20 protein-coding genes, 2 tRNA genes and 2 pseudogenes are annotated in these 24,760 nt (G+C 60.8%); 12 read left to right on the top strand and 12 right to left on the bottom strand.

From position 1 onward, the window contains the following. Positions 1-20: 20 nt before the first annotated feature. Both HX792_RS00950 and HX792_RS00945 read right to left on the bottom strand, forming a co-directional pair. Positions 21-97: transfer RNA gene (locus HX792_RS00950), tRNA-Met, on the bottom strand. Positions 98-339: 242 nt separating this feature from the next. After that, positions 340-416 (bottom strand) — tRNA-Met (locus tag HX792_RS00945). 278 nt (positions 417-694) lie between these two features. On the opposite strand from HX792_RS00945, the gene dinB reads away from it, so the two are divergent. Next, positions 695-1,762, top strand: a complete 1,068-nt coding sequence (gene dinB / locus HX792_RS00940; RefSeq protein WP_176994375.1) for a DNA polymerase IV — start codon at positions 695-697, stop codon at positions 1,760-1,762. An 84-nt stretch (positions 1,763-1,846) separates the two neighbouring features. On the opposite strand, the gene HX792_RS00935 is transcribed toward dinB, so the two are convergent. From HX792_RS00935 to HX792_RS00920, 4 genes are all read right to left on the bottom strand, one after another. Further along, positions 1,847-2,800: a hypothetical protein gene (locus HX792_RS00935; RefSeq protein WP_176994374.1), complete on the bottom strand. Its 954-nt coding sequence runs from the start codon at positions 2,798-2,800 to the stop codon at positions 1,847-1,849. Between the two features lie 20 nt (positions 2,801-2,820). Further along, entirely contained in the window at positions 2,821-4,536 is a 1,716-nt protein-coding gene (locus HX792_RS00930; RefSeq protein ID WP_176994373.1) for a proline--tRNA ligase, read from the bottom strand. Between the two features lie 171 nt (positions 4,537-4,707). Further along, positions 4,708-6,252 (bottom strand): AmpG family muropeptide MFS transporter, encoded by a 1,545-nt coding sequence (locus HX792_RS00925; RefSeq protein ID WP_176994372.1) that lies wholly within the window; start codon positions 6,250-6,252, stop codon positions 4,708-4,710. A gap of 43 nt (positions 6,253-6,295) precedes the next feature. After that, positions 6,296-6,658, bottom strand: a complete 363-nt coding sequence (locus tag HX792_RS00920; RefSeq protein WP_256349773.1) for an MGMT family protein — start codon at positions 6,656-6,658, stop codon at positions 6,296-6,298. A 154-nt stretch (positions 6,659-6,812) separates the two neighbouring features. On the opposite strand from HX792_RS00920, the gene HX792_RS00915 reads away from it, so the two are divergent. The 5 genes from HX792_RS00915 to groL all read left to right on the top strand — a co-directional run bounded on the left by HX792_RS00915 (position 6,813) and on the right by groL (position 11,444). After that, on the top strand, positions 6,813-7,820 hold the full coding sequence (locus tag HX792_RS00915; RefSeq protein WP_176994370.1) for a DUF481 domain-containing protein: 1,008 nt from the start codon (positions 6,813-6,815) through the stop codon (positions 7,818-7,820). Between the two features lie 108 nt (positions 7,821-7,928). After that, entirely contained in the window at positions 7,929-8,660 is a 732-nt protein-coding gene (locus tag HX792_RS00910; protein WP_176994369.1) for a HugZ family protein, read from the top strand. A 66-nt stretch (positions 8,661-8,726) separates the two neighbouring features. Next, on the top strand, positions 8,727-9,203 hold the full coding sequence (locus HX792_RS00905; RefSeq protein ID WP_176994368.1) for an FxsA family protein: 477 nt from the start codon (positions 8,727-8,729) through the stop codon (positions 9,201-9,203). Between the two features lie 247 nt (positions 9,204-9,450). Continuing rightward, positions 9,451-9,747 carry a co-chaperone GroES gene (gene groES / locus HX792_RS00900; RefSeq protein WP_016975516.1) on the top strand — a complete coding sequence of 99 codons (297 nt, stop codon included), beginning with the start codon at positions 9,451-9,453 and terminating at the stop codon, positions 9,745-9,747. Positions 9,748-9,797: 50 nt separating this feature from the next. Continuing rightward, on the top strand, positions 9,798-11,444 hold the full coding sequence (groL, locus tag HX792_RS00895; protein WP_176994367.1) for a chaperonin GroEL: 1,647 nt from the start codon (positions 9,798-9,800) through the stop codon (positions 11,442-11,444). A gap of 842 nt (positions 11,445-12,286) precedes the next feature. Here groL and HX792_RS00890 read toward each other — a convergent pair. Next, on the bottom strand, positions 12,287-14,236 hold the full coding sequence (locus HX792_RS00890; protein ID WP_176994366.1) for an LTA synthase family protein: 1,950 nt from the start codon (positions 14,234-14,236) through the stop codon (positions 12,287-12,289). Between the two features lie 201 nt (positions 14,237-14,437). On the opposite strand from HX792_RS00890, the gene colR reads away from it, so the two are divergent. The 5 genes from colR to HX792_RS00865 all read left to right on the top strand — a co-directional run bounded on the left by colR (position 14,438) and on the right by HX792_RS00865 (position 18,209). Further along, on the top strand, positions 14,438-15,121 hold the full coding sequence (gene colR / locus HX792_RS00885) for a two-component system response regulator ColR (protein WP_003175870.1): 684 nt from the start codon (positions 14,438-14,440) through the stop codon (positions 15,119-15,121). Then, complete coding sequence (locus tag HX792_RS00880) at positions 15,111-16,391, top strand: HAMP domain-containing sensor histidine kinase (protein ID WP_176994365.1); 1,281 nt, start codon at positions 15,111-15,113, stop codon at positions 16,389-16,391. Before colR ends, HX792_RS00880 begins: the two co-directional genes overlap by 11 nt. Before the next feature lie 189 nt (positions 16,392-16,580). Further along, entirely contained in the window at positions 16,581-17,261 is a 681-nt protein-coding gene (locus HX792_RS00875) for a class I SAM-dependent methyltransferase (RefSeq protein WP_176994364.1), read from the top strand. A 4-nt stretch (positions 17,262-17,265) separates the two neighbouring features. Next, positions 17,266-17,985, top strand: coding sequence for a lipopolysaccharide kinase InaA family protein (locus HX792_RS00870; RefSeq protein WP_176994363.1), 720 nt, complete (start codon positions 17,266-17,268; stop codon positions 17,983-17,985). After that, entirely contained in the window at positions 17,982-18,209 is a 228-nt protein-coding gene (locus tag HX792_RS00865) for a hypothetical protein (RefSeq protein ID WP_176994362.1), read from the top strand. The genes HX792_RS00870 and HX792_RS00865 overlap by 4 nt, the downstream gene beginning before the upstream one ends. Positions 18,210-18,278: 69 nt before the next feature. On the opposite strand, the gene HX792_RS00860 is transcribed toward HX792_RS00865, so the two are convergent. From HX792_RS00860 to HX792_RS00850, 3 genes are read right to left on the bottom strand one after another with little or no spacing between them, the layout of a single operon-like run. Further along, positions 18,279-19,376 carry a DUF1513 domain-containing protein gene (locus HX792_RS00860; RefSeq protein WP_176994415.1) on the bottom strand — a complete coding sequence of 366 codons (1,098 nt, stop codon included), beginning with the start codon at positions 19,374-19,376 and terminating at the stop codon, positions 18,279-18,281. Positions 19,377-19,378: 2 nt separating this feature from the next. Continuing rightward, on the bottom strand, positions 19,379-20,443 hold the full coding sequence (locus tag HX792_RS00855) for an imelysin family protein (RefSeq protein WP_176994361.1): 1,065 nt from the start codon (positions 20,441-20,443) through the stop codon (positions 19,379-19,381). A 31-nt stretch (positions 20,444-20,474) separates the two neighbouring features. Further along, the gene (locus HX792_RS00850; RefSeq protein WP_176994360.1) at positions 20,475-21,902 is read right to left on the bottom strand and encodes a di-heme oxidoredictase family protein; all 1,428 of its coding nucleotides are present in this window, start codon (positions 21,900-21,902) and stop codon (positions 20,475-20,477) included. A gap of 139 nt (positions 21,903-22,041) precedes the next feature. Here HX792_RS00850 and HX792_RS00845 point away from each other — a divergent pair, with 139 nt between their 5' ends. Continuing rightward, positions 22,042-22,605 (top strand): NAD(P)H nitroreductase, encoded by a 564-nt coding sequence (locus HX792_RS00845; protein WP_176994359.1) that lies wholly within the window; start codon positions 22,042-22,044, stop codon positions 22,603-22,605. 120 nt (positions 22,606-22,725) lie between these two features. Here the strand turns inward: HX792_RS00845 and HX792_RS30525 are convergent. Further along, positions 22,726-23,256: pseudogene (locus HX792_RS30525) on the bottom strand (methyl-accepting chemotaxis protein); the annotation flags it as partial. A 375-nt stretch (positions 23,257-23,631) separates the two neighbouring features. After that, positions 23,632-24,723 (bottom strand): annotated as a pseudogene (locus HX792_RS30520) (chemotaxis protein); the annotation flags it as partial. Positions 24,724-24,760 lie beyond the last annotated feature (37 nt).

The raw sequence follows: 24,760 nt of genomic DNA, 5'->3' as shown, positions 1-24,760 counted from the left end.
GAGTAGCCTTTTTTGATGTTTGGTTGCGGGAGCCGGATTTGAACCGACGACCTTCGGGTTATGAGCCCGACGAGCTACCAGACTGCTCCATCCCGCGTCTGTGGGCGGCATTCTACAGTCCAGCGGCGGGGTGTCAACCGTTAATGGCCATATGAGTCAAATAAGTGTGAATTAGCCACTCAGCCCACCTAAGTTCCCGATTGAAAACGCTTTTGTAGTGAGCGGGCTCGCCCCGCGCGGCGGTGTGTCAGGTATTCCGCTGGCGCGGGGCAAGCCCGCTCACTACAAAATCAGCGCGCACAAAAAAGGCCACTCTTTCGAGTAGCCTTTTTTGATGTTTGGTTGCGGGAGCCGGATTTGAACCGACGACCTTCGGGTTATGAGCCCGACGAGCTACCAGACTGCTCCATCCCGCGTCTGTGTGTCGGCATTCTACAGAGGAACTTCGGTGTGTCAACCGTAGATTCCAGGAAAAGCGCTTCTGCTTCAATCGGTTAGCGTGCCGGGGTGGGTTTCCGAAAGGGCTTGGGGCCAGTCAGGCCGTGGCTTTCAGCTCTATCGGATTGCCGATTTCGATTGAGAAAATAAATTCATTGGCGAAATTTCCTACCACTCAGACGGAAGATTCAAACTACTGGTGCTATATACAGGGGTGAATGCGATACTGGCCACCCGTAGGACCACACCCCTTTATATGACGCAGCGCAAAATCATCCACGTCGACTGTGATTGCTTCTACGCCGCCATCGAGATGCGCGATGACCCGAGCCTGGCGCAAAAGCCCCTGGCCGTGGGCGGCTCGGCGGACCGGCGTGGGGTGATCGCCACCTGCAACTACGAGGCGCGGGCCTATGGCGTGCGCTCGGCCATGTCTTCCCGTCACGCCTTGAAGCTGTGCCCGGACCTGACCATCGTCAAGCCGCGCATGGACGCCTATAAAGAAGCGTCAAAGGAAATCCAGACGATCTTTCGCGATTACACCGATTTGATCGAGCCGCTCTCCCTGGATGAAGCCTACCTGGACGTCTCCGACAGCCCGCACTTTGGCGGCAGCGCGACGCGTATCGCCCAGGACATCCGTCGGCGGGTCTCCAACCAGTTGCATATCACAGTGTCTGCCGGGGTCGCGCCGAACAAGTTTTTGGCCAAGATCGCCAGCGACTGGAAGAAACCCAACGGGCTGTATGTGATCACGCCGGATCAGGTCGAGGATTTTGTGTCCCAGTTGCGGGTCAGCAAGCTGCACGGGGTGGGCAAGGTCACGGCGGACAAGCTGGCGCGCCTGGGCATCGAGGACTGCCTGCAATTGCGCGAGTGGAACAAGTTGGCGCTGGTGCGTGAGTTCGGCAGTTTCGGTGAACGACTGTGGAGTTTGGCCCGTGGGATCGATGATCGCGCCGTGCAGAACGACAGCCGCCGGCAATCGATCAGCGTGGAAAACACCTACGATGTCGACCTGCCGGACCTTTCAAGCTGCCTGGCGAAATTGCCTGAACTGATGGAAACCCTGGCCGGGCGCATGGCGCGCATCGACAGCAGCTACCGCGCCGGTAAGCCGTTCGTGAAAGTGAAGTTTCATGACTTTACCCAGACCACACTGGAACAGGCGGGGGCAGGGCGGGACCTGGAGAGTTATCAACAGCTGCTGACGCAGGCGTTTAATCGCGGTGGCAAGCCGGTGCGGTTGCTGGGGATTGGCGTACGCTTGCTGGACCTCAGCGGCGGTAACGAACAGCTGGAACTGTTCACGCACCCCTTGTAGGAGCCCGGTTTGCCGGCGATGGCATCCGCAAGATCGCCATCGCCGGCAAGCCGGGCTCCTACAAGGAAGCGTGCGAATCAGGTTTCAGCGTGCGCCGGGGTCTGCCACCAAACGCCCCGCATCCTTGGTCAATGCCTGCAGGAATTCCTGCTGCAACTCCGGATCATTGCGGGTCAGTTCGATCAGGCTTTGTTCCAGTTCACTGGCTTCTTCTTCCAGACCCAACTCCGACAGGCGCTTGACGCGATGCACCCACTGGTTGACCTCGTCGTCTTCCAGGTCGTCGTAGATCAGGCCGTGGGCCTCCAGCAACTTGCTGCGCAGGGTGCTGCTGATCGCCAGGGTCGAGTCCGAATGCACATCGTCCTGGCCATCTTCCACGCTGATCTTCAAGGTGCTGACGCGGTTCAGATCCTGTTCGGCAAATGGGCTGTCCAACAGGTTCAGGCGCAGGACGCCGTTGCGGTCGGTGGTCAGTTCATGGGTCTGCTTGCCGGCAGTGACCTGCACCGGGCGCTCGCTCCAGGGCAGGCTCGAATACTCCACGCGCTTGTCGCGCTGGACTTCATCGATACCCGCCAGGTTCTGTTGCGCACGGCCATGGGATTGCACGTTCATGAACGGGTTGATGCCGTCCACGCCGTAGCTCAGCCAGTCGCGGGTCATGCTGGTGGGCAGGTTGCCGAGGGCGAAGATATTCGCCACGTTGGCGCCGGCGCCAGCCACCAGGGCCACGGCACCCAGAGGCATCTCGTAGAGTTTGCGCCAGGGCTGGTAGGGGGTGTAGCGATCGTAACGACGGGTGACTTCGAACTCGGTGACCTCAAAGGTCTTTTGCTCGTGAATCCGAACCCGGCGTTGCGGCAGTTCCAGCACTTTGGGCTCGCCTACATCGATCTGCAGGCTGTGGTCGAGCAACTTACGCTCGACCCGTTCCTCGTGCTCACTGCGTTGCGACATCTGGTTGGCGCAGCCGCTGACCAGCAGGGCGCCGCACAAGGCGGCGCCCCCCAGGGCTCTGGTGTTTCGCTTGAACATGACTTCTCTTGATCTGGTTTTCAGCGACGAATACGCGCCTGAAGGAAAGACAGCACGTCAGCCACCGGCAACGGTTGGGCTTCGGCTTCGGTCCGGCTCTTGTATTCCAGATTGCCATCCACCAGGCCGCGGTCACTGACCACGATACGGTGCGGGATGCCAATCAGCTCCATGTCGGCAAACTTGATGCCCGGGCTGGTTTTCTTGTCCCGGTCATCGAGCAACACTTCAAAACCGGCGGCCGTCAGTTCGGCATACAGCTTGTCAGTGGCTTCGCGTACTTGCTCGTTGTCGTAGCGCAGCGGTACCAGGGCGATTTGGAACGGGGCCAGGGCGTCGCTCCAGATGATGCCTTTCTCGTCGTTGTTCTGCTCGATGGCAGCTGCCACCACGCGCGACACGCCAATACCGTAGCAACCCATTTCCAGGGTGATCGGCTTGCCGTTCTCGCCCAGCACTTCGCACTTCATCGCCTTGCTGTACTTGTTGCCCAGCTGGAAGATGTGCCCGACTTCGATGCCGCGCTTGATCTCCAGGGTGCCCTTGCCGTCCGGGCTTGGGTCGCCGGCCACCACGTTACGCAGGTCGGCCACGGTTGGAACCGGCAGGTCACGCTCCCAGTTCACGCCGAAGTAGTGCTTGTCGTCGATGTTGGCGCCGATACCGAAGTCGCTCATCAGCTCGACCGAGCGGTCGATGATGATCGGCAGTGGCAGGTTCAGCGGCCCGAGGGAGCCCGCACCGGCGCCGATGGCGTCGCGCAGTTCGGCATCGGTGGCCATGACCAGCGGGCTGGCCACGCCAGGTTGCTGGGCCGCCTTGATTTCGTTGAGCTCGTGGTCGCCACGGATTACCAGGGCGATCAGCTTGCCTTCTTCTTCGGCGCGCACGATCAGGGTCTTGATGGTCTTTTCAATCGGCAGATTGAATTTTTCCACCAGGGCCGCGATGGTCTTGGTCTCTGGGGTGTCCACCAGGCGCAGTGCTTCGGCCGGAGCAGGACGGGAAGTCTCCCGTGGCACGGCTTCGGCTTTCTCGATGTTCGCCGCGTAGTCGGAACCGTTGCTGAACACGATATCGTCTTCGCCGGACTCGGCCAGCACGTGGAATTCGTGGGAGCCGGCACCGCCGATGGAGCCGTTGTCCGCTTCAACCGGGCGGAATTTCAGGCCCAGGCGCGTGAACACGTTGCAGTAAGCGGTGTGCATGCGGTCGTAGGTGACCTGCAGGGACGCCTGGTCGGCGTGGAACGAGTACGCGTCCTTCATGATGAATTCGCGGCCGCGCATCAAACCGAAGCGTGGGCGGATTTCGTCACGGAACTTGGTTTGGATCTGATACAGGTTCAACGGCAGCTGCTTGTAGCTGCTCAGCTCGTTGCGCATCAGGTCGGTGATCACTTCTTCGTGGGTCGGGCCGGCGCAGAAATCGCGGCCATGACGGTCCTTGAAGCGCAGCAACTCAGGGCCGTACTCTTCCCAGCGCCCGGATTCCTGCCACAGTTCAGCCGGTTGAGTGCTCGGCATCAACACTTCCAGAGAGCCGGCGGCGTTCATTTCCTCACGAACGATGGCTTCGACCTTGCGCATCACCTTCAAGCCCATGGGCAGCCAGGTGTACAGGCCGGAGGCCAGTTTGCGGATCATGCCGGCGCGCAGCATCAGCTGATGGCTGATCACAACCGCGTCGGAAGGCGTTTCTTTCTGTGTGGCGAGCAAATATTGACTGGTACGCATGGTAGGCCGTTGTCGGTTGCTTGGACTTGAAATGACTCTGGATTGTACGGGCGCAAACTGCCGGAGTACAGGCATCAGAATACAGAGGGGTATGTAGGAGCCGGCTTGCCGGCGATGGCGTCTTTGAGATTGACGCGAGGCTTGCGGGCCTCATCGCCGGCAAGCCGGTTCCTACAGGGGAGATACTTCGTCAGCTGGCGGATTCAACCGAGCCCGCCGATTCTCCTGGAACCAATGCAAGGCAATCAGGAACAACGTCGGCACGCCCAGCAGGCAGGTGATCAGGAAGAAGTTGTGGTAGCCAAACTTCTCCACCATCACCCCTGAATAGCCGCCGATCAGGCGCGGCAGCAACAGCATGATCGAGCTGAGCAGCGCGTATTGGGTCGCGGAAAACTTGAGGTTGGTCAGGCTTGACAGGTAGGCCACGAACGCCGAAGTGGCCAGGCCGGAGCTGAAGTTATCCAGGGAAATCGTGAAAATCAGCATCTGCAGGTCCGGGCCCATGTCGGCGAGCATCACGAACAGCAGGTTGGTTGCGGCCGAGGCCACGCCGCCGATGAACAGGATCGGCAGGATGCCGAATCGTACGATCAACAGGCCGCCCATGCCCGCGCCGAGCAGGGTCATGATCAGGCCGAAGATCTTGCTGACGCCGGCGATCTGATCCTTGGTAAAGCCTTGGTCGATGTAGAACACGTTCGCCATCACGCCCATCACGGTGTCGGACATGCGGTAGGTCGCAATCAGCCCGAGCAGCAGCAGCGCCTGCCAGCGGTAGCGCACGATGAAGTCGTTGACCGGCGTCAGAACCGGCGCCAGGCCACGGCGGCCCATGGCCGAAAGGCACAGGCAGGTGAGGGTGATGTAGAGAATGGCGCGCAGGAAGGCGCGGTCTTCCATCAGCAGTTCCCACAGGCTCACGCCGTGGAACAGCACGCTGGCGAAATCCGTGTTGTACAGCTGGGTGAACATCGCCGGCACCGACACCAGCAGCACAATCAAGACAAACACCGACACCAACTGGTGCACGAAGCTGTAGCGACCGGCCTGCAACTGGGTACGCAGCGGTACGTTCGGCTCGCGCATGAACAGGGTGGTCAGCAGTGCCGGGATCATCAGCACGCCGAACAGCACGTAGGTGCCGGTCCAGGCCGAGTGCTTATAGTTGAAGCCGGTCGAGCCGAAGCCTTCGGCAAAGAACAGCGCGCCGGCCGTCGCCAGCAGGGCGGCAATGCGGTAGCCAGACATATAGCTGGCCGCCAGGGCGGCCTGGCGGCTGTCGTCGGCGATTTCCAGGCGATAGGCGTCTACTGCAATATCCTGGGTGGCCGACGCGAAGGCGACGATGACAGCGATGGCGATCAGCCAGGACAAGTGTTTCTGCGGATCGCAGAAGCCCATGCCGATCAATCCGAGGATTACCAGTGACTGGGCTAGTACCAGCCAGGAACGACGGCGCCCGAGTTTACCGAGCAGCGGCAGGCGCCATTGGTCGAGCAGCGGTGACCAGACCCATTTAAAGGCGTAGGCCAGACCGATCAGGCTCGCATAACCGATGGTCTCGCGGGCCACACCGGCCTCACGCAACCACACGGAAAGCGTCGAGAACACCAACATGTAAGGCAAGCCGGCGGCGAAGCCGAGCAACAACAGCACTAACGTCGAGGGGCTGGCATAGGCGGCGAGCGCGGCGCGCCAGGTTTTACGGGGCATGGGCTGGAGTCTGCCTCAGATTTGCGGAAACAAAGCGCGCACTCTAACCGCTGTGCTCTACCGGGCGCCAGCCATGGCGCTGAATATCCACGCGATTGTTGCGGATCGTGACGCCTTCGCTGCGCAATCGCGCGCGTTGCTCGTCGCCTGAAGCACTGCCCACTGGCAGGCTTATCCGACCACCGGCACCCAGCACCCGGTGCCAGGGCAGCTTGGTGTCCTCGGGAAGCTGGCTCAAGGTGCGCCCCACCCAGCGCGCCGCGCGTCCCAGCCCAGCCAGGTGCGCCAGTTCCCCGTAGCTCACCACGCAGCCAGGCGGGACCTGCGCCAAGGTCAGGTAAAGCGCCGTACGGCGCATCTCGGCGGGGCTTTGCGGGGTTTCGGCGGGTTCATTCACTGTGGGCATATCCGTTGAGATCGTCGGCATCTTTGTCAGAAACGTCTGTAAATATCGCGGTGAACACTGAACTCAACCCAAATCCCTGAGTCAGTCCTTGCTAAGACGTTATCTAACACGATAATGCCGCCTTTTTTGTCAAACTTGAGCCCCGAACCTGCTTATGTTGTCCAGAACCCTGCTGTGCCTCGCTGTTTTCAGCGCCTCCACGCCCTTGTTGGCCGACACCGTCTGGTTGAAGAACGGCGACCGCCTGACCGGCAAGATCAAGGTCTTCGACGGTGGCAAGCTGCTGATCCAGACCGACTACGCAGGGGCCATCCCGGTGGATTGGAAACAGGTGAAAACCCTGGAGAGCGACCAGGAGTTGCTGGTCAAACAGGATGCCTACACGGGCGAGAAAGCCAAGTCGCTCAAAGCCGCAGATGACGGCAAAGTGGTCCTGGCCAATGGCGAAGCGCCCAAGACCGTGGAGCTGGCGAGCATCCAGCAGATCATCAAGCCCAAGCCTGTGATCGAAGACCTGGTGTGGAAAGGCAACGTCGACCTGGCGCTGGACTACAAGCGCGCAGAAAAAGACACCAACGACTACGACATCGACTTCAAGACCACCGCCCGTCACGGCCAATGGCGCCACACGGGGCAGGGTGAGTACAACCGCGAGTTCCAGGACGACGTCACTACCACCGACAACTGGGCCCTGGAATACGACCTGGACCGCTTCCTCACCGAGCACTGGTTCTGGCAGGGCCGCCTGACCTATAAGCGTGACAAGGTGGAAGACCTGTCCCGCCAACGCACCGTCGGCACCGGCCCGGGCTACCAGTTCTGGGACGATGAATTGGGCGCGTTCTCCCTGGGTTCGCTGGTCAACCGTACTGACTACGAATATTCCGACGGCGGTAAGGACAACTTCTACTCCGTGGCCATGAAGTGGAACTACAACCGCTACCTGGTGGGCAAGACCGTCGAGTTCTTCACCAACGGCGAATTGGGCCGGCCGATCGATGGGCCGGTGGACTACTCCCTGGATGCGGAAATGGGCCTGCGCTACAAAGTCACCGAATGGGCCTCGCTCAACCTCAAGGCCGAGCGCGACATCATCAGTGGCGATTCGGACAGCAGCCTGAGCAAAACCCGCTATACCGCCGGGTTCGGTGTGGCCTGGTAATAAGGCTGCACAAAACCTGCTTGGCAACCTTTGCCGATATTGATTACCTTGTGGTTGAGATCCATTCCCATATGCCATGGGCGGCTGAATACCCCGAGGAGTCATACGTTGAGCACACAGGTTGCCAAGAACGCCCGAGAGCTGTTGCTCAAGGAATACCGTGGGGCGCTCGCCACACTGTCCAAAGCCATGCCTGGCTTTCCCTTCGGTTCGGTGGTGCCTTACTGCCTTGACGATCAAGGCCGCCCGCTCATCCTCATCAGCCGTATCGCCCAACACACCCATAACTTGCAGAAAGACCCCAAGTGCTCGCTGCTGGTGGGTGAGCGCGAGGCCGATGATGTGCAAGCGGTGGGGCGTCTGACGTACCTGGCTGAAGCCGAGAAACTGGAAGACGCCGCAGCCATTGAGGCGGCCGCCGAGCGTTATTACCGCTATTTCCCCGATTCGGCCAACTACCATAAGGCCCATGACTTCGATTTCTGGGTGCTCAAACCGGTGCGCCACCGTTATATCGGCGGGTTTGGCGCGATTCACTGGGTCGATGAACTGACGCTCGCCAACCCGTTCGCGGGCAAGGCCGAACGCAGCATGATCGAGCACATGAACAGCGATCACACCAAGGCTATTGCCCATTACGTCGACCTCACCGGTTTGCCGACCTCCGAGCCTGCACAACTGGCGGGCATAGACAGTGAAGGCATGCACCTGCGTATAGGCCAATCCTTATATTGGTTGCCCTTTGCGGAGTCTTGCAACACTCCGACACAAGTGCGCGAAGCCCTGGTTTCATTGGCTCACGCCGAGGTTTGGCCGAAAAAAGCGGCGGCCAGCGCTTGAATTCACGAAACGGCGACGTCATCTAAGGTGGACTGGCAAGGCATTCTTGCGTTGAGGAACCATTTGATGCGCCCTTTTTTATTGCTCTTTCTGCTGTTCCCGGTGTTGGAGCTGTTCGTATTCGTTCAAGTCAGCAGCGCGATCGGGTTTTTCCCGGCCCTGTTGCTGATCATTCTCGGCTCGATGCTCGGCGTTCTGGTGCTGCGCGTCGCCGGCCTGGCCACGGCGCTGCGTGCCCGTGAAAGCCTGAACCGTGGCGAACTGCCCGCCCAGACCATGCTTGAAGGCCTGATGATGGCCCTGGCCGGTGGCTTGTTGATCCTGCCAGGCTTTATCAGCGATGTGGTCGGCCTGGTGATGTTGTTGCCGTTCACCCGCAAGCTGCTGGCGGGCAAGATGCGCCAGCGTGCCGAAGAGGCTGCGATCCGTCAGCGAGCGTTCGCCGACGACCTGCAATCCCGTGGCGGCCCGACCCCGCGCCAGCCGCTGGAGCGTGAAGGCGACGTGATTGAAGGCGAGTTCGAACACCGCGACACCAAGTAACCGCTTCACCAGCACGGCACCTTCGGGTGCCGTGTTGCTTTTACCGCCCGGCGAGTGCAAAAAAAATCCGTCGAGCCCCCTTGTAATAAGCTTATGCGCCCTTATGTATCGGTCACCGCAAGGTTTCTGGTGGCAACGCCAGACAGACTTCCGCGTTTCGCTTGGCGAACCGCGACCGGCACAGCCGGATTACAACCCGCCGGTACTGACACCGGCCGATGAAAAACACAATTAGGAGAGATCGACAATGAGCAAGCTTCGTCCTCTGCACGACCGCGTCGTAATCCGTCGCAGCGAAGAAGAAAAGAAAACCGCTGGCGGTATCGTTCTGCCAGGTTCGGCTGCTGAAAAAGCCAACCACGGTGTGATCGTCGCTGCTGGTCCAGGCAAAACCCTGGAAAACGGTGAAGTGCGTGCTCTGGCCGTTAAAGTCGGTGACAAGGTTGTATTCGGCCCTTACTCCGGCAGCAACACTGTGAAAGTTGACGGCGAAGACCTGCTGGTCATGGCCGAGAACGAGATTCTCGCCGTTCTGGAAGCGTGATTTTTCCGCTTACTTTCCCGTTACTCCAAAGAATTTAAGGATTATCGATCATGGCTGCTAAAGAAGTTAAATTCGGCGATTCCGCCCGCAAGAAAATGCTCGTTGGTGTCAACGTCCTGGCTGACGCGGTAAAAGCGACCCTGGGCCCGAAAGGCCGTAACGTGATCATCGAGAAGAGCTTCGGCGCTCCGACCATCACCAAGGACGGCGTTTCCGTAGCCAAAGAAATCGAACTGGAAGACCGTTTCGAAAACATGGGCGCGCAGCTGGTCAAAGACGTTGCCTCCCGTGCCAACGATGACGCTGGTGACGGTACTACCACCGCTACCGTTCTGGCTCAGGCTATCGTTAACGAAGGCTACAAGGCCGTCGCTGCCGGCATGAACCCAATGGACCTGAAGCGCGGCATCGACAAGGCGACCATCGCCATTGTTGCCGAGCTGAAAAACCTGTCCAAGCCATGCGCTGACACCAAGGCTATCGCTCAGGTAGGTACCATCTCCGCCAACTCCGACGGCTCCATCGGCGACATCATTGCCGAAGCCATGGAAAAAGTCGGCAAAGAAGGCGTGATCACCGTTGAAGAAGGCACTGGCCTGGAAAACGAACTGTCGGTTGTAGAAGGCATGCAGTTCGACCGTGGCTACCTGTCCCCGTACTTCGTCAACAAGCCAGACACCATGGTTGCCGAGCTGGACAGCCCGCTGATCCTGCTGGTCGACAAAAAGATCTCCAACATCCGCGAAATGCTGCCAGTACTGGAAGCCGTTGCCAAAGCTGGCCGTCCGCTGCTGATCGTTTCCGAAGACGTTGAAGGCGAAGCCCTGGCGACCCTGGTTGTGAACAACATGCGTGGCATCGTTAAAGTCGCAGCCGTCAAGGCTCCAGGCTTCGGCGACCGTCGCAAGGCCATGCTGCAGGACATCGCCGTTCTGACCGGCGGTACCGTTATCTCCGAAGAGATCGGCCTGAGCCTGGAAAGCGCCACCCTGGAAAACCTGGGCAGTGCCAAGCGCGTGACCATCTCCAAAGAAAACACCATCATCGTTGACGGTGCTGGCGTTGAGCAGGACATCCAGGCTCGCATCACTCAGATCCGTGCCCAGGTTGCCGAGACTTCGTCCGACTACGACCGTGAAAAACTGCAAGAGCGTCTGGCCAAGCTGTCCGGCGGCGTCGCAGTGATCAAGGTTGGCGCGGGTTCCGAAGTTGAAATGAAAGAGAAGAAAGCCCGCGTTGAAGACGCCCTGCACGCTACCCGTGCAGCCGTTGAAGAAGGCGTGGTACCTGGCGGTGGCGTTGCGCTGATCCGTGCTCTGGAAGCCTTGACCGGTCTGAAAGGCGACAACGCCGATCAGGACGTGGGTATCGCTGTTCTGCGTCGTGCCGTTGAAGCACCACTGCGCCAGATCGCTGCCAACTCCGGCGACGAGCCGAGCGTGGTGGTCAACGAAGTCAAGAACGGCAAAGGTAACTACGGTTACAACGCTGCAACTGGCGTCTACGGCGACATGATCGAAATGGGCATCCTGGACCCTACCAAGGTGACTCGTTCCGCGCTGCAAGCAGCCTCCTCCATTGGTGGCCTGGTTCTGACCACCGAAGCTGCAATCGCTGACAAGCCGAAGCCTGAAGGCGCAGCTGGCGGTGGCATGCCAGACATGGGCGGCATGGGTGGCATGGGCGGCATGATGTAAGCCAGCCTTACCCCCGTACTGAAAAAGCCCCGCCTGCAGTGATGCAGGCGGGGCTTTTTTATTGCCGGTTACTAAGCGGGGCCGTGCCTTTGTAGTGAGCGGGCTCGCCCCGCGCCGCGGTCTACCAGGCGCCCCACATTTTCCTGACATACCGCCGCGCGGGGCAAGCCCGCTCACTACAGTCGCAGTTCGGTCAGTTGTGGGGGGGCTTGGGCTTTTTATTGCCGTTATTAATAGGGTGCTTGGCCGTGCCTTTGTAGTGAGCGGGCTCGCCCCGCGCCGCGGTCTACCAGGCGCCCCACATTTTCCTGACCCACCGCCGCGCGAGGCAAGCCCGCTCACTACAGTCGCAGTTCGGTCAGTTGTGGGGGGGGCTTGAGCTTTTTATTGCCGGTATTAATAGGGTGCTTGGCCGTGCCTTTGTAGTGAGCGGGCTCGCCCCACGCTGCGGTCTACCGGGAGCCCCACATTTTCCTGACCCACCGCCGCGCGGGGCAAGCCCGCTCACTACAGTCACAGTTCGGTCAGTTGTGGAGGGGCTTGGGCTTTTTATTGCCGTTATTAATAGGGTGCTTGGCCGTGCCTTTGTAGTGAGCGGGCTCGCCCCGCGCCGCGGTCTACCGGGAGCCCCACATTTTCCTGACCCACCGCCGCGCGGGGCAAGCCCGCTCACTACAGTCGCAGTTCGGTCAGTTGTGGGGGGGCTTGGGCTTTTATTGCCGTTATTAATAGGGTGCTTGGCCATGCCTTTGTAGTGAGCGGGCTCGCCCCGCGCCGCGGTCTACCAGGCGCCCCACATTTTCCTGACACACCGCCGCGCGGGGCAAGCCCGCTCACTACAGTCAGCGGTTGGTCAGTTGCGGGGTTGTGTCCTTGGGCGCTTTCCAGCTGAGCAACTGCTGCTTGAACCCATAACTGGCCCCTTGGTAATAGGTGATCGCCCGCTGGATCAACGGATCATCGCTGCCCACCCGCAGCTCCTGACTATCGCCCAGCGCCTGGTCATGGCGACGCAGCCCGAAGCGCGGGCTGAGGATTGCCAGGTCCTTGCCGTCAAACAAACCCAGGTGCTGGTAATTACCCACCACCACGCGCGGCGGCAGCGGGTTGTCCTGCAACAGGTTGCGGCCAAAGAAGGTTGACTCGTAGCTCAGGTTGATCAAGCCCAGCAATGTTGGCGCAAGGTCGATCTGGCTGGCCAGTTGTGCACTTTCCCGCGCTTCGATCAGCTTGGGCGCATAGATGAACAACGGGATCTGGTAGTTGGTGATGGGCAGGTCTTCCTTGCCCGCGCTGCCGGCGGTGTGGTCGGCGACGAAAATGAAGATCGTATTGTCGAACCACGGCTTCTGGCGCGCCGCCGTGAGGAGCTCGCCGATGGCGTGGTCGGTGTATTTCACCGCGCCGTCACGGCCGTTGCCAGACTTGATATCGATGCGCCCGTCCGGGTAGGTGTAAGGGCGGTGGTTGGAGGTGGTCATCAGTTGCAGCAAGAACGGCTGCTGCTTGGCGTAGTCGGCATCCGCCAGTTTCAGGGTTTGCCGGTAGAGGTCTTCGTCGGCCATGCCCCAAGCGTTTTTGAACGAAATCTCCGATTCAGCCACGCTGCTCTGGTCCACGACCCGATAACCGTTGCCGCTGAAAAACGCGTTCATGTTGTCAAAGTAACCGCGCCCGCCGTAGACGAACACGCTGTCGTAGCCGATGGCGCTCAACTGCTGGCCGAGGCTGGCAAAACCGCTTTCACGGCCGATGCGCTTGACGATCGAGCGCCCGGGCGTGGGGGGAATGGCCAGGGTGATCGCCTCCAGGCCGCGGTCGGTGCGGGTGCCGGTGGCGTAGAAGTTATTGAAGTACAGGCTCTGCTGGCGCAAGGCGTCGAGGTTGGGCGTGAGGTTACGCCCGTCGCCATTGCTGCCCATGTACTTGGCGCTGAAGCTTTCGATGGTCACCAGCACGATGTTGGGTTTGCGCAGCGTGCCGGGGTTGGTGATGGCACGGCGGATGTCCAGCGGGTCCTTGCCGATGAAGCGGGCGTTGGGTTCGCTGAGTTCGGCGCGCAACTGCTGGGCGACCACGTCGGCGGGCAGGCTTTTATAGAACTGCGTGTAGTCCAGTTCGTTGTTCCGGAACGCCGCAAAAAACTGGTACGGGCCATTGCTGGCCAGTTCGTTCTTGTAGGCATTGCCGCCTTGGGCGCGGGGGCTGTCCTGGCTGATCAGTTGCAGGCTGAGCCCGGCAACCAGCAACAGGCCCAGTGCATTCAGCAGACGACCACGCAGCGGCGGCAGCGGGGCACTCATCGCCGCATTGAATGGCTTGCGCAGGACCAGGCTCAGCACAATGGCGAGCATCGCCAACAAGCTGAGCAGCTTGCCGATCGGGTAGGACTCCAGCAGGTTGTTCAAGACCTCGTTGGAATACACCAGGTAGTCGACGGCAATAAAGTTGAAGCGTACGCCGAACTCATCCCAGAACAGCCACTCGGCGACGGCGGTAAACAGCATGGCAAACAGGCTGACCGTCAGTACCGCCTGCAGGAACCAGCGATGGCCACGGCGGCGCCACAATGCGGGCGGGCACAGCAGCAAATACAGCCCTAACGGCAACGCCGCATAGGTCAAGAAGCCCAAGTCATAGAGCACGCCCACGCCAAACACCGGCAGCAAATTGCCACCGACTTCGTCCAGGTGAGTGACGAGCAACACACTGCGGGTGAGCAGGAAAACAACCAGCCAGGCGCCGGTGACGAGCAGCAAATAGCGCATAGGCGCCGTTCTGAGAAACCCCATGTCCAAATTCCTTATATCGATGGGCGGCGATCTTCGCCCTGACACTGTAGTCAGTTTGTGAAGCTATAGTGAAAATCTCGTTCAACTAAAATATCGGTTGAAAACCTTAATGGACGGGCCTTCCAGGTCTATCCCTGAGCCACACTTGGCCTTAAGCTGCGCGAGCCAACACGGCTGTTACCGCGTACGGAGACACTGCCCATGCGAATTTTATTGGTTGAAGACAACCGCGATATTCTGGCCAACCTGGCGGATTACCTGGGGCTAAAAGGCTATACCGTGGATTGCGCGCAGGACGGTTTGTCGGGCTTGCACCTGGCCGCCACCGAACATTACGACTTGATCGTGCTCGACATCATGCTGCCGGGTATCGATGGCTATACCTTGTGCAAACGCCTGCGCGAAGACGCACGCCGCGACACCCCGGTGATCATGCTCACCGCCCGCGACCAACTGGATGACCGGCTGCAGGGCTTTAAGTCCGGCGCCGACGACTACTTGCTCAAACCGTTCGCCCTGTCGGAACTGGCGGCCCGCATCGAAGCCGTATTGCGCCGTGCCCAGGGCGGCGGGCGACGTGCCCTGCAAGTCGGCGACCTGAGCTATGACCTTGATACGTTGGAAGTCACCCGCGAAGGGCGCCTGCTCAAGCTCAACCCGGTCGGCCTGAAATTGCTGGCGGTGTTGATGCAAAAGAGCCCGCACGTGCTGCGCCGCGAGATCCTCGAAGAAGCGCTGTGGGGCGATGACTGCCCGGACAGCGACAGCCTGCGCAGCCACGTTCACCAATTGCGCCAAGTGATCGATAAACCGTTCGCCAAGCCGTTGCTGCAAACGGTGCACGGTGTGGGTTATCGCCTGGCCGAGGGTCGTGATGGAGTTTAAGCAGAGCCTTGCCCAGCGGATCATCATCGCCTTTGCGTTGATGAGCGCACTGGTGGCGGGGGCCTTCGCCATGGGCATTGTCGCCACCGTGCATTTGGTGGAAGAGAAGCTGATCTCGGCTGGCCTGGGCGGTGACTTGCAACGCCTGCTGCTGATGGACAGCGTCGAAGACTGGAGCCACCGGCCTGAGCCGGACCAGCTGTTTTATTTCAGCGGTGGGCGCGGTGATTTCGAGTTGCCCAAGGACCTGAGGCACCTGGAACCGGGTTTTCACGAAGTGTTCCGCGAGGCGCTGTCGTACCACGCCATGGTGGAAGTGGTCGACGGCCGGCGCTATGTGCTGTTGCAAGACCAAAGCGATTTTGAAGAACGGGAGCGCGTGCTGTTCGCCGTGGTGCTGGTGGGCTTTGTGCTCAGCCTGGCGCTCGCGGTGTTCCTCGGCTGGGTGCTGGCGCGCAAAGTGATGGCACCGGTGGTCCGCCTGGCCCGCCAGGTTCGCCATCGTGACCAGCTGCTGGGCCTGGCGCCGCCCTTGGCGCCTGACTATGCCGCTGACGAAGTGGGCGAGTTGGCAGTGGCCTTCGACGCCACCCTGGGCCGGTTGCGCCAGGCGCTGAACCGCGAGCAGTTGTTTACCAGCGATGTGAGCCACGAGTTGCGCACCCCCTTGATGGTACTGGCCAGTTCCTGCGAATTGCTCCTGGAGAACCCGGCCATCGACCAGCGCGGTCGCAACCAGGTCGAGCGAATTGCCCGGGCGTGTGAGGAAATGCGCGAACTGGTGCAGACCTTCCTGATGCTGGCCCGTGCCCAGCACGATAACGGCGCCATGTCGCCTCAGGTCAGCCTCTCCCAGGTGGCCGACGACCTGCTTGGCATCTGGCGTGAACCCATCGAGCGCAAGGGCCTGGAGCTGATCTACCAGCCCGGTCAGCCGCTGGATACGCGCTATAACACGACGTTCCTGCATGCGGTCATGGGCAACCTGTTGCGCAATGCCTTGCACTACACCGAGCAAGGGTTTATCCGCTTGACCCTGGAGCCCAGTGGTTTTGTGGTGGAAGACTCCGGCGTGGGCATCCCCGAAGACAAGCGCGAAGCGATGTTCGAGCCGTTTGTACGTGGCAGCGAGAAGCGTGGTGATGGCCTGGGCCTTGGGCTTTCACTGGTGCAGCGCATCTGCGAGAACCAGGGCTGGAGCGTCAGCCTCAGTACCATGGAGCCTAACGGCTGCCGCTTCCACGTCGAGTTGAGCCAGGTCAAACCCTGAGCCCCCTCCCTGCCGCTATCCTGCGGCAGATCCCCACCTTTTCGGCGAAGATGGCCCCATGCCACTGCTTGTATCTGTAAAGTCTTGAAATGTATGGGATTGGACAGGACAAGTTTTTCACAACGGGTTGACCTGTTGATCACAGTTCGCTGCTTAAGGTTGTAGGCATCAGCAACTGGAGATCCGTTGATGTCTACCCCGACCAAACTCGAATTTTCTGAAAAGTACGACGATCAGCACGCTCAGAAATATTTGCTCAAGCATCAGGACAATCTGGCTCGCCGGTTGTCCCACAAACGCGACGAGCAATTGGCGCGTGGTGCACTGGCGATGGCTGGTGAGCCCGGCCTGGTGCTGGACCTGCCTTGCGGGGCGGGGCGTTTCTGGCCGTTACTGGCCGAAAAACCCAACCGTGTGATTATCGGGGCCGACAATTCAGCGTCGATGTTAAAGGTTGCTACAGCCGCCCAGCCCGCCGATGTGGTGAAACGGGTACGGCCCTTGCAGACATCTGCCTTTGATATCGATCTGCCCGATAACTCGGTCGACAGCATTTTTTGCATGCGCTTGATGCACCACATTGGTGAGCCTGCGCATCGGTTGGCGATTTTGAAGGAATTTCAGCGGGTTACCCGTGACAGCGTGATTATTTCGCTGTGGGTGGATGGCAATTTCAAGGCATGGAAGCGCAAGCGCACCGAAGCGAAACGTCGCGAGAAAGGTGAGCAGGAAGGTTACCAAAACCGCTTTGTGCTACCGGCTGCTACTGTTGAGGCAGAGTTTGAGCAGGCCGGTTTCCGTGTTCAGGAATCCCTGGACTTCATACCGCTCTACGCCATGTGGCGAGTGTATGTCTTGCGTAAGAGGTAACAGGATGGCAGTTGAGTGCGCAGTAGGCAGTCATGTAGCTCCCGAAGAACGATTCGATTTTTTCTGGCGCCAGCAGGGCGAGTGGGTGGAAGAACCCAACCGTCGGCGCGGTGGTGAAAGTGGTGTGCAGCGGGTGATCAGCCCCAATGGCCGCTTGCTCTACAGCAAGCGCCAGACCGGGCATATCTACCGCAGCCTGCTGCACCCGTTTGGACGCCCGACCGTTTTGCGCGAGCGTGATGCCCTCAAGGGCCTGCGTTTGCTGGATGTGCGGGTGCCAGAGTTGGTGTTCTGCGAAGCGCGCCGCGACCCGGAGCATCAGTGGAAGGCCCTGTTGGTGACCGCGTCCCTGGACGGTTTCGACGAGATCGAAAACTGGTACGCCGCCGGTGGGCGTGAGCAGTACGGCGAACAGGTTCACGAGCGTTTGCTCAAGGAACTGGCGGGCACCCTGGCGCGCATGCACAAGGGCCGTTGGCAACATGGTTGCCTGTACATCAAGCACATCTTTGTACGGGTAACGGGCGAGGGTGACTCGGCCAAAGTGGAGGTGGCGTTGCTGGATTTCGAGAAATGCCGCCAGCGTTTGACCGCTTATCGGGCCGCCTCCCACGACATGCTGCAATTGCGCCGCCATTCGTCGTGGAACAGTACCGACTGGAAAAAACTCAGCTACTTTTACGAGACGGCGTTTGGCAGCGCTATCAAGGGTTTAACCAGATGAAGCTAGAAATAGCACGAGGTTTGTTTCTGGTCGGGGCATTGGGCATTGCAGCCCTCGCCCTGGCGGCGTGGGAGCAGCCTCGCACACAGGTTCTGCATGCGGTGCAAGGTGGCGGGCAATGCCTGTTGCCACGCGTCGCCAAGGCCGGTGTGGCGGTCAAGCCTGATCATGAACTGTTGCTGTTCATGTTTGGCATGTCTCAAGGCATGAGGCCGCAAAGTTGAAATTATTCAAACCCCCGGAGAAGGGCCTTGCGATGCGAGGCCCTTTTTTTTGCCTTGAATAACTTCGCGTCAGGCCAGATGCAGATGGTTGTCCCAAAGCCCTGCCGGCAACTCCAGCGGTTTGGCCACCAGCGGTTTCTGGCGGCAGTCGTAGAAACGGCAGCGCCCCTGGCCTGAGGTGACGACAAATCCATCGGCCACCGCACCCACGCCGGCGCAATCGGGCAGCGGCCCATCCAGGCGCAACTCACCGCTGTCCATGTCCCAGATAAAGAAGCGATTGCCACGCGGTGCCGTCAGTGCAACCAGGCGCAACTCACTGTGTACCGCGACGCTTGCGGTGTAGTGCCCCATGGCCTGCAACTGCTCATCAGCCACCGGGAACGCCACGAACGGTTGCCCTGGGCGCTTGATCGCCAGCAGCTCGGAACGCTCCTGGGACGGCCCCATGAATTGCTGCCCGGTGAGGATCGTGCCATCGCTGGCGATCCCCATATGCCGCACGCTGTTCATCTGTTGGCCGAGGGTTTCCTTGCTGATCAGCGTGCCGTCGCGGTGCATCAGCACCAGGCTCGGTTCCATGGCGTTGAGGTTCATCTCCACGCGGCTTTCGGCCTCGGTGCGAATGCCTCCGTTGGCCACAATCAGGGTTTCGCCGTCGGGCATCCAGGACACCTGGTGCGGGCCAATGCCATGGGTGGAAATCTCACCCGTGTGCACCAGCCGCTCGCCTTCGAATTTATACACGCCGAGCAGGCCACGACCGGGGTCGGACGTGTCGTTTTCGGTGGCATACAGCCAGTCGCCGCCCTTGTGAATGACCGCGTGGCCGTAGAAGTGACGATTGGCCTTGGAGGTGATCGTTTGCAGCAGCGTGCCATCGCGCAGGTCAATCAGGTAACTCTCGGTGCCCGGGCGACGGGCGACAAACAGCGCAATCGGCAGCGTCGGATGGTTGATGATGTCGTGGCAGCGTTGACCGACTTGGGTGGCAAACACGGGTTTGCCGTCCAGGCGGTACCCTACGGCGTAGTGTTTGCCGTCCGCATCATCCCGTGCCGACAGCAGCAGCGGGCCCTTGTCTTTGCTTTTAAACAGCGTCCAGCCACCCAATGTGATTGCACTGAGCAGCACGCTGCCAACGGCCAAAGCCTGTCGCCTGAGCATCATCAGTCACCGTCGTTGGCGTTAAAGCCCAGTTGAATGCCCAGCGCCTTGGCCAGCTCGCCTTCGTGCAGGCGGTGGACGACGTTGAGGCTGTCATAGAGGTCGTTGAGTTGCTGGCGCCCGGCATCGTCTGCCAACAACTCATTGAGGGTGCGCTGGTTGCTGGCGAACAGTTTGAGGGAGGCGGCGTAGGCGGCGTCGATCTTGTCAGCCAATGGCTTCTGGTCCGACGGCAACAGGCCACGCAGGCCCTTGTTGTCGACGCCGACCCATACGGTCTGGGCGGCGGCGAGGCTGGCTTCGAGGCTTTGCAGGGACGACTCGCTGCGCCACGCATCGGCCTGGAACGGCTGCGGGATGCCCTTGGTCTGGCGGCCCATCGGCGTGCCGAGTTTCTTCTTGAGCGTGTCCAGTGCGGTTACCTGCACGCGCAACAGATCGGCGATGGCCTCGTGGGAATCGGCGTAGCGCTGGTTCGGAAACTTGGTCATCTGCGCGAGCATGCCGTCGGTGCTGTTCCAGCTGGCCAAAATCTCTTCGGCCAGGGCTTTCTGGCGCTCGCCAATGGCCACCAGCAACGGGCAGTAACGGGCTTTCTGGGCTTCGTCAGCGACGTCGGTCTTGGCGTCGTAGAGGATGTATTCGTAGGCCGACAGGCCTTGTACCACAACGCTGGATTTGGCCAGCGCCGCGCCATCGATCTGTGGCTGGGCGGTGACCAGTTGTTCAACCTGGCGACCGACCAGGTTTTTCTTGTCCGGCCAGAACTGCACCTGCCACGAACGGTTGCCTTCGGCCAGCGGGCCGATCAGCAGCGGTTGCAACTCGGCCCAAGCCTTTTGTGCGTGCAGGAAATCGGCGCGGGCGGTCTCCAGGCTTTCCTTGCCCTGGCAGTAGGCGAGGGCGCTGACGGCCAACTGGCGGTCGGCTTCGACCCAGCGGCTGTAGGTCGGCAGGATCACTTGCTTGGCGATGGCCGCCGAGGTCACGGCCTGCGGGTCTTGTGGCGAGCAGGCGCCCAGTGCGAGGGCGGCCAGGCTGGTGAACAACAACTTGGGACGGAACATGTAGAGCTCCCTTCTGTAATTGGGGCAACGCTTATAAAGAATTCAGGAACGCCAGCAACGCAGCGCGCTGCTCGGCATTAAAGGACAGCACATGCTGCTGCGCCGCGTGTGCTTCACCGCCGTGCCACAGCACGGCTTCGAGCAGGTTGCGGGCGCGGCCGTCATGCAAAAACTGGGTATGGCCACTCACGGTTTGCGTCAGGCCAATGCCCCACAGCGGCGCGGTGCGCCAATCGCGGCCACCGGCCTTGAATTCGCTGCGGTTGTCGGCGAGGCCTTCGCCCATGTCGTGCAACAACAGGTCGCTGTAGGGGTGGATCACTTGGTTGGCCAGCTCAGGCTCGGCGGCAGTCGCGGCCGTGGTGAACGTCGGTTTGTGACAACCCTGGCAGCCGGCCTGGTAAAACAGGTTCTTGCCGGCCAACACCTGCGGCGTGTTGACGCCTCGGCGAGCGGGTACGGCGAGGTTGCGCGTGTAGAACAGCACCAGGCGCAGGATATTGTCGCTGACTTCCGGCTCGCCATCGGGGCCATTGCCATTGGGCGCCTGTTTGCAGGCGACTTGTGCATCGGTGCAGTCATCAAAGGGTCTCAGTGACGTGGTGAGACCCATATCACCAGAAAACGCGTGAACATTTTGTTGATTCAGGTTCGGCTGCCCGGCTTTCCAGCCAAAACGCCCGAGAACCGTGGTGTGCTGGGCGTCGTCCCACACCCGGTTGGCACGGCCGACGAGGGCTTCCTTGTCGGCGGTTTTCGGGTCGGTATTGCGCAGAATGTCGGCGTCGCTGATGGCTTCCAGCAGCCCCAGGCCGATCATGGGCGGCGCAACTCGCGCGGAAAAAAGTGTATCTGGATGCATCGGGCCGTAGCCGAGCTGGGAGATTTGCAGGCTGGGCTTGCGTAACTCGACAACGGTGCCGTCCTTGAACGTGACGTTGACCGGTGTGTAGTCCACCCGCACTTTGCCTTCCGGAGCCACGCCGGGCACGGCCATGTCCTGCAGTTGACCGCCGTAGACCGGCTCGGGCACCACGCCGATCTGTTCGATGACCTTGGCATAGGCCGGCGTGCCCGGGATCGACAGGCGCACCAGCATCGACACCGCGTTGGGCGCGTCGGGCAGCGGCGGATGGCCACGGCCGTCTTTGATATGGCAGTTCTGGCAGGCATTGGTGTTGAACAGCGGGCCCAGGCCATCCCGTGCGGTGGTGGTGGACGGCGCGATCACCCACGGGCTGCGAAAGAAGCTGTTGCCGACGCTGAAGTCCAGGCGGCGGGTAGGGGGCAGGTTGGCCGAAGGCAGGGAAAACGCGTTCTGGTCGCGCTTGTTCACCGTCGTGGCGCCACCGCTGCGCGATTCACCCGGCTCGGCCTTGGTGAAGCGAGGGGCGTCATCGCAGGCCGTGAGGCTCAAGGCCATCAATGCTGCGGACAGGCGAAAAAGCGAACGGAACATCGAGTTTCCTGAACGGCGGCTGAAAATAAGGTCGCAAAGTCTAACAGGGCGGGGCGGATTGAATAAGAGCAATTATCGTTTGGTCCAATCCGATTCAATCCCGCTAGAATGGCCGCACATTTTTCTCTGGAGGTGGCCAATGCAGGCTCTCGACGCTTTGCTCAACCGTGTTTCCGTGCCGCGTTTGCTGGAGCCGGCGCCGACCCAGGAGCAGCGCGACGTGCTGTTCGCCGCCGCCATGCGCGCGCCTGACCACGGCCAACTGCGCCCATGGCGTTTCCTCACTGTGGAAGGCGCCGCCCGCGAGCAAATGGGCACGCTGCTGGCCGAGGCCGCCCGCCTGCAAGACGCCGACGCACCGCAAGCGGTGATCGACAAGGCCCAGAACGGCCCGCTGCGTGCGCCGTTGGTGGTGGTGGTGATTGCACGGTTGCAGGAGCACTTCAAGGTGCCCAAGTCCGAGCAGTTGTTGGCGGCCGCCTGTGCAGCCCACGGCATCCTGCTGGCGGCCTACGCCCAGGGGATCGGTGCGGTGTGGCGCACTGGTGAATTGTCCTACTCAGCCCACGTCGCCAAAGGCCTCGGGCTGACGGCGGATGAGGAAGTGATTGGCTTCCTGTACCTGGGCACGCCGCAGAACCCGCCGCGCACGGCGGGCAAAGAAGACGTAGCAGCGTTCGTCCAGGCCTGGCCCGGGCGTTAATCTGTAGGAGCCGGCTTGCCGGCGATAGCGGTGTGTCAGCCAATAGAGTCATTGCTGACCCACCGCCATCGCGGGCAAGCCCGGCTCCCACAGGGTTTAGCGTGGGGTTTGAATAAGCGGTCAGACCTTGAACTGGTCCATCAGCGTCATCTGCTGCGTCGCCAGGGCATTGAGCTGGCTGCTGATGGCCGCCGACTCAGTGGCCTGGCCGGTCAGGGTTTCGGTCACGGTGCGGATCGCCGAGACGTTGCGGTTGACCTCTTCGGCCACGGCGCTCTGTTGTTCGGCGGCGCTGGCGATCTGCAGGTTCATGTCGCTGATCACCGTCACCGCATCGCTGATCTTGCCCAAGGCCTGCACGGCTTGATGGATCTGCCCGGCGTTGCTTTGCGCCTGGCTCTGGCTGGAATGCATGGTCGCGACCACGCCGCGAGTGCCAGTCTGGATGCGTTCGATCACCAGGCGGATTTCCTCCACGGAATCCTGCGTGCGTTTGGCCAGGTTGCGTACTTCGTCAGCCACCACTGCAAAACCCCGGCCGCTTTCCCCGGCACGAGCCGCTTCGATGGCGGCATTCAGCGCGAGCAGGTTGGTCTGCTCGGCGATGCTGCGGATCACTTCCAGCACTGAACCGATCTGCTCGCTGTTCACCGCCAGAGCTTCGACTTCGCTCACCGCCTTACTGACTTCTTCGGCCAGGGTGGTGATGTCACGTGTGCTCTGCTCAATGATCGACATGCCTTCACGCGCCGACTGGTCAGCTCCGCGTGCCGCACTCGCGGCATTGGATGCGCTGTTGGCCACATCGTGGGCGGTGGCACTCATCTCGTTGGACGCGGTGGCCACTTGGTCGATTTCGCGGAACTGCACTTGCATGCCTTCGCTGGTCTGGCGTGCGATGGCCGAGGACTGGTCGGCGGTGCCACGGGCTTCGGTGATGCTTTGCTTGATCTGCGCGATGGTCGGTTGCAGCTTGTCGAGGAAACGGTTGAACCAGTTGGCCAGCTCGCCCAATTCATCCTTCTTGGCGTAGGCCAGGCGCTGGGTGAGGTCGCCTTCGCCGCTGGCGATGTTCTTGAGCATGGCCGCCACGTTGTTAATGGGGCGGGTGACGCCGGTTGCGGTCAGCCAGATCAGCAGCAAGCCGAGCAAGGCGGCCGCGGCGCCGACCAGCAATGCCTTGAAGGTGGAGGCGGCCTGGGCTTTGTTGAGCACGCCTTGCAGCTTCACGGTATCGGCCAGCATCACGTCTTTGGGCAGCTTGATTACGATGCCCCAGGCTTTGGCGTCGGCAATCGGCTTGACCGGGTACACGGCGCGGATGGTGTCGTCCTGTTCACGGATCATCTGTGTGTTACTGGCCAGCAACTGCACAATCTCTTTGCCTTCGGCGCCGATGGTGTCGATCAGGTTCTTGCCGACTTTGTCCGGTTGGCCGCTGTAGGCCGCGATCAAGCCGGTACCGGCCAGGATTTCCAGGTGCGCCGCACCGTCGAACAGTTCTTTTTGCGCAGCTTCCGTCACGGCCTGCAGGGTGTTGAGGGCGATATCGATCCCCACCACGCCAATCACTTTACCGTCTACCAGCAAGGGCAGGGCGATGGTGGTCATCAGCATCGATTTGCCGGCCACTTCGTCGGCGTAAGGGTCCAGCAGGCACACATTGCGGGTGTCCCGTGGGCAGGTGTACCAGATGTTGTAGGGCGTACCGCTGAGGTTGGGGGTGGTCTTGGTGAGGTCGTCCTCGACCATGATGGTGTTCAGGCCATCGCCACCGGCGCGGCTCCAGTAACTGGAGAAGCGGCCTTTTTCATTGGAGACGCGTGCCTTGTCGTCGATGAACTCGCTGTCCTTGCCATCCAGGCCGTTGGGTTCGAAGGACAGCCAGATGCCGAGCACCTTGCTGTTGCGCTCGAACGTGGTCTTGAGGCTTTGGTTGAGTTCTTCACGCAGGGCGCCGGCTTCAAGCCCGCGCTTGGCGGCGGTGGTGCGCAAGCCTTTGATCTGGTCGGCCAGCGCGGTGATGACGATCAGGTTTTCACCGAAGGTTTTCTGCAACTGCACCGCTTGTTCCGCGGCCTTGGCTTGCAACAGGTTTTGCACGCTGTGGGTGAGCATCCGCGAGCTTGAATCACTGACCACTCGGTTGTTCTGA

The organism is Pseudomonas sp. B6002 (assembly GCF_013385985.1).
GTDB lineage: Bacteria > Pseudomonadota > Gammaproteobacteria > Pseudomonadales > Pseudomonadaceae > Aquipseudomonas.
Note: the sequence above shows the minus strand (reverse complement) of the source record. Positions and strands in the feature narration are given on the sequence as shown.

What these genes read in the sequence shown, in the direction of transcription:
- dinB (WP_176994375.1), top strand. Translation starts at nt 695, where the DNA reads ATGACGCAGCGCAAAATCATCCACGTCGACTGTGATTGCTTCTACGCC.
- HX792_RS00935 (WP_176994374.1), bottom strand. Translation starts at nt 2,800, where the DNA reads ATGTTCAAGCGAAACACCAGAGCCCTGGGGGGCGCCGCCTTGTGCGGC.
- HX792_RS00930 (WP_176994373.1), bottom strand. Translation starts at nt 4,536, where the DNA reads ATGCGTACCAGTCAATATTTGCTCGCCACACAGAAAGAAACGCCTTCC.
- HX792_RS00925 (WP_176994372.1), bottom strand. Translation starts at nt 6,252, where the DNA reads ATGCCCCGTAAAACCTGGCGCGCCGCGCTCGCCGCCTATGCCAGCCCC.
- HX792_RS00920 (WP_256349773.1), bottom strand. Translation starts at nt 6,658, where the DNA reads ATGCCCACAGTGAATGAACCCGCCGAAACCCCGCAAAGCCCCGCCGAG.
- HX792_RS00915 (WP_176994370.1), top strand. Translation starts at nt 6,813, where the DNA reads ATGTTGTCCAGAACCCTGCTGTGCCTCGCTGTTTTCAGCGCCTCCACG.
- HX792_RS00905 (WP_176994368.1), top strand. Translation starts at nt 8,727, where the DNA reads ATGCGCCCTTTTTTATTGCTCTTTCTGCTGTTCCCGGTGTTGGAGCTG.
- groES (WP_016975516.1), top strand. Translation starts at nt 9,451, where the DNA reads ATGAGCAAGCTTCGTCCTCTGCACGACCGCGTCGTAATCCGTCGCAGC.
- groL (WP_176994367.1), top strand. Translation starts at nt 9,798, where the DNA reads ATGGCTGCTAAAGAAGTTAAATTCGGCGATTCCGCCCGCAAGAAAATG.
- HX792_RS00890 (WP_176994366.1), bottom strand. Translation starts at nt 14,236, where the DNA reads ATGGGGTTTCTCAGAACGGCGCCTATGCGCTATTTGCTGCTCGTCACC.
- colR (WP_003175870.1), top strand. Translation starts at nt 14,438, where the DNA reads ATGCGAATTTTATTGGTTGAAGACAACCGCGATATTCTGGCCAACCTG.
- HX792_RS00880 (WP_176994365.1), top strand. Translation starts at nt 15,111, where the DNA reads ATGGAGTTTAAGCAGAGCCTTGCCCAGCGGATCATCATCGCCTTTGCG.
- HX792_RS00875 (WP_176994364.1), top strand. Translation starts at nt 16,581, where the DNA reads ATGTCTACCCCGACCAAACTCGAATTTTCTGAAAAGTACGACGATCAG.
- HX792_RS00870 (WP_176994363.1), top strand. Translation starts at nt 17,266, where the DNA reads ATGGCAGTTGAGTGCGCAGTAGGCAGTCATGTAGCTCCCGAAGAACGA.
- HX792_RS00865 (WP_176994362.1), top strand. Translation starts at nt 17,982, where the DNA reads ATGAAGCTAGAAATAGCACGAGGTTTGTTTCTGGTCGGGGCATTGGGC.
- HX792_RS00860 (WP_176994415.1), bottom strand. Translation starts at nt 19,376, where the DNA reads ATGCTCAGGCGACAGGCTTTGGCCGTTGGCAGCGTGCTGCTCAGTGCA.
- HX792_RS00855 (WP_176994361.1), bottom strand. Translation starts at nt 20,443, where the DNA reads ATGTTCCGTCCCAAGTTGTTGTTCACCAGCCTGGCCGCCCTCGCACTG.
- HX792_RS00850 (WP_176994360.1), bottom strand. Translation starts at nt 21,902, where the DNA reads ATGTTCCGTTCGCTTTTTCGCCTGTCCGCAGCATTGATGGCCTTGAGC.
- HX792_RS00845 (WP_176994359.1), top strand. Translation starts at nt 22,042, where the DNA reads ATGCAGGCTCTCGACGCTTTGCTCAACCGTGTTTCCGTGCCGCGTTTG.